The 12,371-nt window shown below is 29.4% G+C and carries 15 protein-coding genes and 1 tRNA gene; 11 read left to right on the forward strand and 5 right to left on the reverse strand.

All coding sequences use genetic code 11. From position 1 onward, the window contains the following. Positions 1-482: 482 nt before the first annotated feature. Both D0T56_RS13565 and D0T56_RS13570 read right to left on the reverse strand, forming a co-directional pair. On the reverse strand, positions 483-875 hold the full coding sequence (locus tag D0T56_RS13565) for a DUF5053 domain-containing protein (protein WP_163320703.1): 393 nt from the start codon (positions 873-875) through the stop codon (positions 483-485). Between the two features lie 29 nt (positions 876-904). Continuing rightward, positions 905-1,084 (reverse strand): hypothetical protein, encoded by a 180-nt coding sequence (locus D0T56_RS13570; protein WP_163320704.1) that lies wholly within the window; start codon positions 1,082-1,084, stop codon positions 905-907. 116 nt (positions 1,085-1,200) lie between these two features. Between D0T56_RS13570 and D0T56_RS13575 the strand changes: the two genes are divergently transcribed. The 9 genes from D0T56_RS13575 (at position 1,201) to D0T56_RS13615 (ending at position 7,462) form a co-directional block, all read left to right on the forward strand. Next, a complete protein-coding gene (locus tag D0T56_RS13575) occupies positions 1,201-1,737 on the forward strand; it encodes a glycoside hydrolase family 19 protein (protein ID WP_163320705.1) in 537 nt (178 codons plus the stop codon). Positions 1,738-2,111: 374 nt separating this feature from the next. Then, positions 2,112-2,792 (forward strand): hypothetical protein, encoded by a 681-nt coding sequence (locus D0T56_RS13580; protein ID WP_163320706.1) that lies wholly within the window; start codon positions 2,112-2,114, stop codon positions 2,790-2,792. 997 nt (positions 2,793-3,789) lie between these two features. Beyond that, complete coding sequence (locus D0T56_RS13585) at positions 3,790-3,939, forward strand: hypothetical protein (protein WP_163320707.1); 150 nt, start codon at positions 3,790-3,792, stop codon at positions 3,937-3,939. A 138-nt stretch (positions 3,940-4,077) separates the two neighbouring features. Further along, a complete protein-coding gene (locus D0T56_RS13590; protein WP_163320708.1) occupies positions 4,078-4,980 on the forward strand; it encodes a hypothetical protein in 903 nt (300 codons plus the stop codon). Between the two features lie 257 nt (positions 4,981-5,237). Next, complete coding sequence (locus D0T56_RS13595) at positions 5,238-5,519, forward strand: hypothetical protein (protein WP_163320709.1); 282 nt, start codon at positions 5,238-5,240, stop codon at positions 5,517-5,519. 35 nt (positions 5,520-5,554) lie between these two features. Then, positions 5,555-6,157, forward strand: a complete 603-nt coding sequence (locus D0T56_RS13600) for a hypothetical protein (RefSeq protein WP_163320710.1) — start codon at positions 5,555-5,557, stop codon at positions 6,155-6,157. Next, positions 6,144-6,782, forward strand: a complete 639-nt coding sequence (locus D0T56_RS13605) for a sigma-70 family RNA polymerase sigma factor (protein WP_163320711.1) — start codon at positions 6,144-6,146, stop codon at positions 6,780-6,782. The genes D0T56_RS13600 and D0T56_RS13605 overlap by 14 nt, the downstream gene beginning before the upstream one ends. Then, positions 6,779-7,066, forward strand: coding sequence for a hypothetical protein (locus tag D0T56_RS13610; RefSeq protein WP_163320712.1), 288 nt, complete (start codon positions 6,779-6,781; stop codon positions 7,064-7,066). Before D0T56_RS13605 ends, D0T56_RS13610 begins: the two co-directional genes overlap by 4 nt. A 27-nt stretch (positions 7,067-7,093) precedes the next feature. Beyond that, positions 7,094-7,462, forward strand: coding sequence for a hypothetical protein (locus D0T56_RS13615; RefSeq protein WP_163320713.1), 369 nt, complete (start codon positions 7,094-7,096; stop codon positions 7,460-7,462). A gap of 421 nt (positions 7,463-7,883) precedes the next feature. On the opposite strand, the gene D0T56_RS13620 is transcribed toward D0T56_RS13615, so the two are convergent. Then, positions 7,884-8,129, reverse strand: a complete 246-nt coding sequence (locus tag D0T56_RS13620) for a hypothetical protein (RefSeq protein WP_163320714.1) — start codon at positions 8,127-8,129, stop codon at positions 7,884-7,886. A gap of 66 nt (positions 8,130-8,195) precedes the next feature. On the opposite strand from D0T56_RS13620, the gene D0T56_RS13625 reads away from it, so the two are divergent. Then, on the forward strand, positions 8,196-8,615 hold the full coding sequence (locus tag D0T56_RS13625; protein ID WP_163320715.1) for a hypothetical protein: 420 nt from the start codon (positions 8,196-8,198) through the stop codon (positions 8,613-8,615). Positions 8,616-8,707: 92 nt separating this feature from the next. Next, on the forward strand, positions 8,708-10,069 hold the full coding sequence (locus tag D0T56_RS13630; protein ID WP_163320716.1) for a terminase large subunit domain-containing protein: 1,362 nt from the start codon (positions 8,708-8,710) through the stop codon (positions 10,067-10,069). Positions 10,070-10,478: 409 nt separating this feature from the next. Here D0T56_RS13630 and D0T56_RS13635 read toward each other — a convergent pair. Further along, positions 10,479-10,563: transfer RNA gene (locus D0T56_RS13635), tRNA-Ser, on the reverse strand. Between the two features lie 119 nt (positions 10,564-10,682). Continuing rightward, on the reverse strand, positions 10,683-12,371 hold the full coding sequence (locus tag D0T56_RS13640) for a M23 family metallopeptidase (protein WP_163320717.1): 1,689 nt from the start codon (positions 12,369-12,371) through the stop codon (positions 10,683-10,685).

Raw genomic sequence — 12,371 nt, forward strand, 5'->3', positions numbered from 1 at the left:
TAAGAATGGTACAGGTAGTAATAAGATGAAATATAATAGTGGTATTACATTTTTAGCAAATAGAGCAAGAAAAACCATTGGAAATTTATAATTCTAATTATCAATAAAATAAAGTGTGTAAGTTAAAAATGAAACATAAAATAAAGTTCCAATATATAATATCCTGTATTCTTATAATTGTGGGGTGCTTTCTATTAATTTGTGGTTTATTCATACCACCAATAGGTATAATTGATAATTCTATATTAATCGCATTTGGTGAAATTTTGACTTTCGTAGGTGCATTATTTGGAATTGACACCAATTATAAAACAAATATATATAACAAGATAAAAGGAGATAAAGAAGAATAAAAATTCAATTTATAATTGAAAAATTGATGTATAGGGCGTTCACATGAACGCCTTTTTTGATGGAGATAAAAAAAGGGTTGGAATAAACCAACCCTGAAAAAACTTCTTAATCGTCAAATTAATAAAGTATCACCCCATCAAAATAGATGAAGATGCTATTTGAAGTTTTTTCTCTATGTCTTTAATAGCAAACTTTAATGTATCTAATTCAGCGTCTGTAAATTTAGCAGGTTTCCCATTTACAATATTCCCATTTACTTTTTGGTATAACCAATTTCTACTTTTTCCAAAATATTCTTTGGCAACAGTGGATAAAGAAATATATGGTAATATAGGTTCTAATTTTTGTTTGATGGTTAATTCATCAATCCTATCACTAATTACCTGTAAGTTCTCCATAGCTTCATCAGCAGATAAATTTGAATGTTTTTCAAATAAATATTTTTCAAATTCTGCTTTTTCTTCAGGTGTCTTACAGGCTTTATATTTTTCTAAATCACTAAAATAATCTTTTGCACTCATATTATTTATTTTTTAAGGGTTAACCCCTCTTATTCAGAGGGGTCTTTTTCATCATTTTCTTCTTCGTTTTCTAACTCATTCAACCTGTCAAGTAGGCTATCAATGTATTCTTGTGCCCCTTTTCGATTTTTTAATTCCTCTTTGGAATTGTAAGCATCAAGAATAATTTTAATCATTCTTTTTTCTTCATCATTTTCTTTTCCCATCATTTCAAATTTTTGGTTGGTTAATACTCTTATTATTAATTTGACTCTACAAATATAATAAGCATTTGCTTAATATGCAAATTTATTTGAAGAAAAATTATCCATATTATAAAAAAAGTATGGAAATTACACTTGAACAATTAAAACAGATATATCCTTCATCTACAATGATTAACAGAGAAAAATATATTGAATATCTTAATCAATATATGCAAGAATTTGAAATCAATACACCCAATAGAATATGTATGTTTTTGGCTCAAATAGGGCACGAATCAGGACAATTAAAATACAATGAAGAACTTGCATCAGGTGCAGCATACGAGGGGCGCAAAGACCTTGGAAACACTGAAAAAGGGGATGGAAGAAAATATAAAGGTCGTGGACTTATACAGATAACAGGAAGGGCAAATTATACACAATTATCTATGGCTTGGGGCGTTCCATTCGTCAATCAACCTGAACTATTGGCAACACCTGAATTTGCTGTTAAGTCTGCCTGTTGGTGGTGGAACAACAGAAAACTAAATAACATTGTTGATAATGGTGATGAAACAGCATTTAAACGAGTTACTAAAATTATAAATGGTGGATATAATGGATTAACTGATAGATTGAATATTTGGAATAGATGTAAGAAGATATTTACAAATTAACATTGGTTAAAATAAGTTTTTTGTATATTATTATTTTAACTAATTATATTAATATACAAAATATAACTCACACTACCAAAGGATTTTAATTGATGTAATTGATGAGGAAAAGTCCATTTTTCTTTGGTCGCCTAAACACAAAAATATATCTTTGTATTATTAAAATTTAACACTACTTGTGAGGTGTTGGTTTAAAAATGAATACTGTGTTACCCACCAACAGTATTTATAATTAATAAAATTATAAGGCATAAATAAAACTATAATTAGCGAATTATGGTAATGGGTAAACTATGTCTTGATTGGAGGGATAAACAAATATAATTTTTTAATAATTTAAAACCTGATGGTGTACAGGTAACCATAAAAAAGTTATGAAAAATGTAGTGAAAAAATTTGGTGCAATTTTAGAAGAAAATTATCCAATAGGATATAAGTATTTAATCAAGTATTTCGAAAAAAATAAAGAGATGTCATATCCTGAACAAAAAAATGAAATAATTGATGGAATTAAAACCCTGTTTAAATTAGAAAATGAATTAATGCCTGATGCAGTTATAAGTAGTGATGTGGATGGGATGTTTGAATTAATTGATGCCAAATTGGAACTTAAAAAAAAATTGGCAAACAAAAATGTGATGTGTGGTTTTAAGATAGATATTCAAACATTAAGGGAATATGATATTGATATTCAAACATTAGGTGATGGTAGTATTGCTGATTGGGGTCTAAATCCTTGGGATTGGTCAAAAGAGATTTTAAGGGTTGTTGATTCTGCTGATAGAAGTTCAATTTGTAAATTGGGCGAATTTCTAACAGATAAAGAAATAGAAGAAATTGGTGTTTTCAAAAATCATTTTTCATTAGAACTTGAATCTTTAAAACAAGAAATATTAGTAAAGTTGAATAATCTGAATGAATGCGCTGAGAGTAAAGGAAAACTTCTTGAAGAATTAAAAGAACTTGTTGAAAATTATAATTATAAAGTTGAAGTGTGTTGTGATGCTTTTGTTACAATAATAGAACGTGGAATCAAACGATTTACAAGTAATTAAAATGAAAACAGTAGTAAAAGGTTGGAATGAAAAACAGTAGTTTCAACCTTTTCTTTCTTAATCTTCTATAAGAGATTCAGTTTTTGCATCTACAAGGAAGTATAAATTATTTCATTTCTTATAGATGTTAACAAATTCTGCATTTCCTCTTAATAGTTAGTATTATTATTAATATGAAAATAGTTATAATAATAAAGTTATATTATAATTATAAAATAAATTTATAATTATGTGGAATGAGGGTTTCACGATGGTTCACCCCTCCAACCATTTATTTGAATATTTCTTTTCTTTATTTTTATTAATTAATTTAATTACAATAAAGGCAATCAACATGGCTATGTTGTTGCCATATCAATTAATAATTATTAATTTTTTATTTATATTTATTTTCTCTTATCCTTTTTGGTAGGATGAAGCCAGAAGAAGAAAAAAACACACCAATATCAAAACCTAAAAAACCTCAAACAAGATGATTTAAGAACGAATTTTGATGTTTTTATTTGGAAGTTAAACAAGACTTCAAAGCAGAAATTTAAAGGCTTTAAATCGACTGAAAAACGAGGGTTGCAAATTTAGCAAACAAATTAATTACTCCAAAATTAATTAACTTAAAATAAATTGAAAAAAGTTAGCAGAATATTTGGTAGTGTGAAAAAATGTTAGTATATTTGCAGTGTAATCAATAAACAAAGTAGTATCGCAACCATAGCATTGGTTGTTGTTCTTCCAAGACTTAATTAATTAAAACTTGGATAGTGATATAAATTTTGTTTATGTTCTTCCAAACTTGTTATTGCTTTATTCCCTTCAACCTCGAAGTGGTGAAATAACAAATCCTCGAATAACATAATAATATATAAGGTAGAATTACGCACAGTCAGATGATGATTGTGCTGATGCTTATTCTATCCCCTTTTACCTCAATTCACCTGCGTTGAGGCTATAAGCTATTGTGTGTTGTTGCAGGGATGTTAAACAATTAAATTAATTGAAAATGAGTAAAATAAACAGAAATTACCAACAGCAGTTGGACTACATAACATACAGTGAACTAATTGAAAATAATCTTCCAACAGAAGAGGATTATGCAGAATATTGTGAGTGGCAGAAAGAAAAAGACATTGAAGATTTTTACCAATGTTGAAAAAAATGAAAAAAAAATTCACCAAAAAGTGAATTTTCGCAGATGGTGACATATTTATAATTATAAAGGTTGAAGAAACAGGGATTGGGAGTTTTATCTTTCGTCTTATCTCAATCCCAAACAACCTGATAACCAAAGATGAAAGGATTAAATAAAAAGAAAAAACAAAAGAAGATGAAAGAAATAAAAGTAAAATTCCAAGAGTTTAGCGTTAATTGCCTAGACCTGTTGAAGATAAACAACTTCAACATAACAGATATGATGATATTCAGTTATCTAATATCCTTAGCAGGTTCAAATTATGAATTGAAAAGATATTACAACAACGAAAGTAAACAATTCCACCTGATGTTAAAAACAGAAGCATTGGAGAATAAATTTAAATTATCGAAGAATACTGTTTTATCCTTCTTCAAGAAAATGAACGAGTTAGGTTATATCAAATCATTTTTAGGTAGGTCAAACGATGGTGGAAAAACAAACTGCATTCTGATTAACTTCAATCAGTTATCAAATGATTTAGGATATTCATTTTTTGAATTTAGTAGAGAAAACTTAATTGAGGCTTGGGAGAAATTCAGATACAACAAATCACAACAACAAGAACCAATTAAAAAAATTGAAGAAACCACCTCAATAACTGAGGTAAAAAAAGAAACTAAAATAATTAATATGGCAGATAGGCAGCCTGTTAAGATTGCAATGAGCAAGCAACACCCAATATATGAAGAAGTTGCATTAACACAGGAAGAAGAAAACGAACAAAGACAAAAACAAATGGCAGAAAATATAAAAGTATTAATAAATAATGCAATCCCAACATCTGCACCTGATGAAGAAATTTCTACACCAAATACAGAAAAAGAAATTGATGATTTCATTGATGGTGTTATTCCTGATGAGGCATACAATGAAAACAACTTCGATTGGGATAAAATAAAAGACCAACCAACGACAGTTGATATATTGAAAAAAACATTGAAAGATAGAAAAATGACACCAAGGCAGATTAAAAATCTAATAAACGAATATGCAAGTTAAATAATTAAATATAAACAGGTAGCACCACTGCAACAGGTGCTTGAAAATCTTTCATAGATTTTTATTTTATTAATTTTTTATTGTTTAGATAACCCTAAGTCGTGATGATTTGGGGTTATTGTTTTTTATATAACTATTTACTTTCTCCTATATTTTTCTATTTATATATAAACAGAAAAAATAATTGAAAAATAATTATTCAAAATATGTCACTTTTCAATTTACCAAACTATTTATAATTATAAACAAAAAAGAATATGGATAAAATATTAAAAGAATTATTAGAAAGATATATCAACAAACTAATAAAAGTGGTTGATATAAAGGAATACATCACCAACAACACAGATGTATATACATTTCTAGCCTGTAACATCCCTTACGATGTAATCAAAAATCAATTACTAATTGAATCATCAAAATATGGCTTAAATACAGAAGAAGTTAGATTATTATATAGAGAACAAGTAATTGAATATTACAAACACCAACAATTAAAAGAAGCTTTAAAAAGTATTGAAGAATTAATATTTTTTTAAACACAAATAAATAAAAAGAAAAACTATGAAAGAAAATGAGTACCAACAACTTAAAAGAAAGAGTAAATGAAATAGATAATAAATTAAAAGAAAGAAAATATACAGATAAAGAAAAACACCTTATCCAAGAATTTTTAAGTAGGTCTATAATTGCTAATTATTATCTAAAACCACAAGGTTATCAGCATCATATAGATTTTGAATATACTAATCAATTTTCAAATTGGGATATAAATATAAAAAAGACACACGCAGGTATTGAAGTAAAAGAAAGAGAAACCACTCGTAGCACCTTTTACCTCGAAGCATTAAAATATGAAAACCTATTGTATTGTCACCAACCTTATTATGTGAATTACACATTAGACGATAATAAGGTATATAGATGGGACATATCAAAAATTAAAGATAAAATTGAAAATGGTGAAATAAAATCTGAAATTTCATTTTCTCCCAAAAACACAACCATTGACAGAGAGGATAAAAAAGATAAGTTGATGTATCTGTTGCCACCTGATTTAGCAGATATATACACTGTATCCTCTATAACTCAATTTATAGATGCAAAAGAAAATCTATTAGATTTCTACCTCACAGACAATAAGATAGATAAATATATTCAAGATGAAACAGTATAATTATGCAGGTAATGGACGTGGTGGGGAATATGGAAACAATAAAGGAAAAACATACATCAATTATAATATTAAACCTGTAATCACCCCAGAAATAACCCAACGATTAAAAGAGTTTAATAAATGGTTTGAAGATAATTATGATGATATCAAGACTATATTAATCAGTAAGAATAAATTTAATGATGAGGTAATTTCAGATACCTATTACAAGGTGTATAGATATATTGAATATGGTGGGGTTATCACAAGCAATTTAAGATATTATTGGAACACAAGTTATTTTACCAATCTCTTTAATTACACCATTACCCAAACCAAGAATGAAGCAAAATTCACAACCACTTCAACAATTGATGTAATAGATGATAGTGAAGAAGATGAAATCACATATCAAAATAATATTCAATTAATTAACGATATTCAAGTATGGTTGGAAGAAAATATTGAAGATGATATAGACAGGGAATTATTCATCATTTATATGAACCTAAAAAAGCACCCCAACTATAAAATGACTTATAAGAAGCTATCAGAGATAACTAATATTCCTCAATCAAGGATAGCTGAGACAATAAAAAAAATAAAAGAACAAATAAATAAAGAATTTAAACACAAACGATTATGAACATATTAATAATATTAATCACCTACACAGCTATTAATGCAATAGCCATTACAACAGCTTGGTTGCTAACTGAAAACATTGGTACAAGAATAGCAGATTTACACCCAATATTGAATAGAAAGCCATTTAACTGTAAACCCTGCACAACATTCTGGTTAACCCTAACAGGACAAACAATATTTGCTTATACGCTTGGTTCTTGGGGCTACTTCTTATGTGGAATAATAACAGCATTCGTAATATTTTGGAAATATTATAATGAAGATAAAAACAGCATAGAATAATAATTATCAATAATTTAAAATACAAATATGGATATAAATAAGATAAAAGAATTAATTCAACAAACAGAAAAATCAAAAATATATAAGAGCCAAATAATTACTGACTACTATAATGAAGTTTTTGGTACATCAGAAAAAAATACAAATTGTGGGTCGTGTCTTCGTGTCAAGGTGCTAAAATTGAAGAACTATGTTAAGGAACAAGAAGTAAAAATTGAAATTGAAAATCCTGTAACATTGGAACAAGTTAGGGAGGAAATTACAAATATAAATGATGCTCTAAGAAATGAAATAATTGAACCTGATAGTGAAGATACAAAATTAAGTAATGATAGATTGGTTGATGTGATTGAACAAAAAACTGTAAAAAAGAAAAGTAAAAAGAATAAAGAATGATAGTTGAGAGGGTGGTTTTTCCACCCTTTTTTGTGTAATTCTTTGAATATTAGATATTGAATTATAATGAATTGAATTTTTATAAATATCTATTTGAAAATGAAATTAATAGAATTGTAATATAATTATCTGATTATTAGGTTATTTATTTTTAATAATGATTTTGAGGTTGAAAATAGTAATGAAAAGTTGATTTTCCACCTTTTGGAAGTCCACCCTGAAAAATTCTGTTTCATTTGCAACTATTTATTCACTACATTTTCATCTTCCAACACCTGACAGAATGACATAAGTAATTGATTATCATATTAAAATATGCAGCCAATTATAATAAATGATATATATAAATGTGTCTTATTATAATGATTATTAATCTGTTATATAAAATAGGGTTTGGGAACTACTCATTCCACAACCTATTTTATCTATTATTCAATGCAGATAATAAATCCAATAATAGAAACTTACTTATATCTAATTGTTCTTTTGTTAATTTAATTTCATTTATCTGAATAACTTTTTCAAATTCGTAATAAAAACCAAACCAACCATCAGTTAAGCCATTCACATATCTCTGTGCATTTATTAAAGCATCTTTAATATCATTATCATCAATACTATTAACAAGATTATTATAAGCTTTCCAATATTCAGATATATTTTTCATATTAAGAATTTATTAAGCAAATATAATTAACCCATTCCAATTATCAATAAAATAAATACTTAGGTGATGGGAAGAATAAAGAAAACACAAAATAAAGCAGAAGTACAGGAACGAATATATCAAGTAAGCAGGGATTTAATCAATATGGAGAACTGTGAAGATATAAGACGTAAATATATGGCTGAATGGAATTGTAGTAACACCAATGTTAATTGGTATATCAAAAAAGCCTATGATTTAATTGATAAGTCCACACAGAAGAATATAGATAGGTTAATTAATAGACAAATGGCAACATTAGAAAAAATTGCTAATTCAGCTATCACTAACAATGATAGAGCTAATTCAATCAAAGCTGTTGATACTATGAATAAATTGATGAATCTATATGTGGAAAAATCAGAGGTAACAGTTAATACAGATGCACCAATACAAATTTCATTTGGTGATTTAACTGTATCTACATCAGAAGATAATAACGAATAAATTATAATTGGAAGCATTTTATAATAGAGGGCAACATACATGATGTTGCCTTTTGTATTTATACCCTTTAATATCAATATTATAAAATTGATATGAGTAAGGCAAAACATATTAAGGGTAATATAATTAATCTACATAATAGACAAAACGAGGTAAAAAAGAATACACCAAAATCACAACCATCAGTACAACTATATACACCCCATTCAGGGCAAAAACAGATACATAATTGGTTACTGAATAATCCATCTGTTAAGTATCTTATATTGGCTTGTGGGAGGCGTTTTGGCAAGTCATTAGCAATGCTTAATCAGGCACTATTTTATGCCTTATCAAATACCAATGAGAAAATTATATTCCTTACTCCAACATACAAGTTAGCAAAAGAATTATTTGAGGTATTACACAATTCATTAGGAGATAACTTCCATTACTATCTAAGTAGGAAGGGTAATAAAGCAGTTAATGTTACAGACCTTAAATTCAAATTCAGCACCAACAGTACAATACAGTTTTTTTCATTTGAAAAACCTGAAAATCTAAGGGGTTTATCTGCATCAAGAATATTCGTAGATGAGAGTGCCTTGATGAATGATGATTGCTTTAATGCCATTGTGAAGCCAATTGCATCATTGGCTAAAACAGTAATAGCATTATCAACACCTCGTGGTAAGGTGGGTTGGTTCAGTAAGTTGTTTCAAATGGGTTTGAACTCATATTACACCAATTATAAATCTTTTACATTCCCAACTTCTGCTAATCCTATGATAAGTTCAGATGAATTACAGGATGCGAAAGATAATTTACCTGAACATATCTACTTACAAGAATATGAAGCAGAATTTATTGATAATGCGAGTAATCTATTTAAAAATATAGACAACTGTATTAATAATGATTTTAATTATAATGTTGGTGATAGGGTAGTTTGTGGGGTTGATATAGGGCGTGTTGACGATAAAACTGTAATAACGTGTATGCGAGTATCAGATAAGCAGGTTATATATCAGGATAGTTGGAATAAGTTAGATTACAATGTAATTGTAGATAAGGTTGCAGCAGTGATTAACCATTATAAACCAATTGACACCATTGTTGAAACAAATTCAATTGGTGATTTCTTTTTTGATGCTTTAAAATTAAAGACAAAACATAAACTAACATCATTCTATACACTGCAACAGAATAAGAATTATATAATAGAGAATTTAATATTAGCCTTTGAAAAGGGTGATATTAAAATTCTCAATAATGCTGATTTAATAAATGAGTTGAATAATTTTTCAGCAACTTGGAATGCTGCATCAAGAACAATTAAGTATGCTGCACGTTCAGGGTGTCACGATGATTATGTAATGAGTTTAAGTTTTGCCTATGAATGTTGTAGAAGAAATACTAATATAGGCAAGCTATCTTATACAGTAGTTAATATGGGTGGTCGAAATAGGTACTAAGTTAAAATGCAGCCTAAAATTTGACTTTTGCAGCCATATTGATTTTCAGTAAGTTATATGATTATTGGAATATTAATAGAATATTTGCAGCCAATTTTCTATGAAATGCAGCCTAATTTTTTTGGATGCTAAATCTATTATAACTATCTTTGAATGAAGGTGTTAAATAGTTCTTTTATATAATTTATAATATTATAATCGTTGCATTTTTTAATTCTAATATTAAAAATGGGCTGCAATTGGCTGCAATCACCAAGTCTTGAAAACCTTTGAATGTGAGAGGTACAGGGGGTGAGAAAATCCCATTTTATAATTGCAATCAATTGTAAATCAACGCTTATTATAATAATGGGCATAAAAAAAAGCACCTGAATAGGTGCTTATAAATTGCCTTTATTTTAATAAAAAGCGGAGAGAGAGGGATTCGAACCCCCGGACCTGTTACAGTCAACGGTTTTCAAGACCGCCGCGATCGTCCACTCTGCCATCTCTCCAATGCTAGTTTAGCATTGTGCTTTTCCTCAAAAGCGTTGCAAAGATATGCACTTTTTTCTAAATACAAAATATTTTCCGAAAATTTATGCGTATATTTTTCTTCTGCAATCCAAAGACTCTAATAATAAAACTCATACGTATACTCCGACATATTATCACACCTGTCATATACGATTATTTTCAATTGATGATTCTGCCCTTTCTGTAACTTCTCATCATCAAAAGCATACGAATACACTGGCGATTTCACATCATTCGTCAGAAGAATATAATCTCCATCAATAGTTCCCTTCACCGATTTAATTCCACTTAGATTATCCGAAAGACGAATTTTTATATTCTTTTGCTTTACCCATCCGATCGGCTGCACAGGCTCTATCGCAGGTGGTGTATTATCATAATACACAGCATAAGAACTACCTAACTCACGAATTGAACCAATTAAGAATCCATCCTCATAAACTCCGCCAATCCACGACTTACTCCCATTTCTGACCCTAACAATCCCATATTGAGATTTTTGATTCAAAGTATCAATATTAAGTTTAATTTTCATTTCCGCTTTTTTATCCAACGGAACCGCATTATTATTTACCTGATACACATCTGATAAATATTGCTGCGAAGGGATTCTCTTCAAGCTGAAACAACAATCATTATACAGATTACCTTTCTCAATAATCAACGAAAACGTGTCACTTATATATCTGTTATCCCTATCCCAAGGCATATATAAAGAACAAGCAGGCTCGGTTGGTATATTCTGCTTCTTTCCTGTTATGGAAAACTCGTATGTCGCCACATTTCCGTACAAATCAGTCAACTCATACTTCAATTTGTATATACGTTCCTGATTTACTTCTATATAGCTACCATTTGTTGAGTTATAAAACGGAAGTTTATTACCATCTTCTATAAAAGATTTCATATACCAATCTTTCGATTTAATCCAAGCATCATAATCGGCAAAAGTGTTGATCATCCTTGTCTGGTCAAACGAATATCCATCAATGGTGGAGTTAAATATCTCATTACCATCCAACAATAGCCTCACATTTCTCACTCCATAAACATTTGTCGTACCGGTCATTCTATCGTACGCCTTCACTCCCACACCAATCTTACCCCATGCCTCCATCGTGGTTTTCAATCCCTGAATTTCACCTTTCTTATTCTTTGTAATATTCTGTCTGACAGGTGATGATGAACCATTTACAACTCCTTTTCCCGATATCGGATACACAGCAATACCCCTGAATTCAGGCTTGGTTGTATCCGTTATTTGCGATTTATAATACACAAGCGGATCAAGAACTCTGCCCGATTCCGTATCCCTGATTTCGAAATGAACATGAGGACCCAACGATCCGCCCGTATTTCCGCTATATGCAATGAAATCTCCCTTTTTCAACGGAATCGCATCTTTTTCCAAAGTCAAATCGACACGATAACTTTCACTCTCATACTGTTTTTCCTTTACATACTTGGCAATTTGGGGAGCAAAACTGTTCAGGTGACCATACAAACTTGTATGCCCCGTTTTCGGATGGTCTATGTACAAAGCCAAACCATAGCCCGAAGGTGACACCACGATCCGTGACACATAACCATCTTCTATTGCATGCACCCTCTTGTTCTCAGCCATCTGAGTCTTGATATCTATACCACTATGAAAATGATTGCTTCTCAGTTCGCCAAAATTAGCACTCAGAATCATCGGGAAATCCATCGGATTCCTGTACGATTGAGAGAAAACAACATTCCAAAATGTAAAAAACAACAAGCCTCCTATATACAATCTTTTCAT

It is taken from the genome of Dysgonomonas sp. 520 (assembly GCF_010501095.1).
Lineage (GTDB): Bacteria > Bacteroidota > Bacteroidia > Bacteroidales > Dysgonomonadaceae > QVMP01.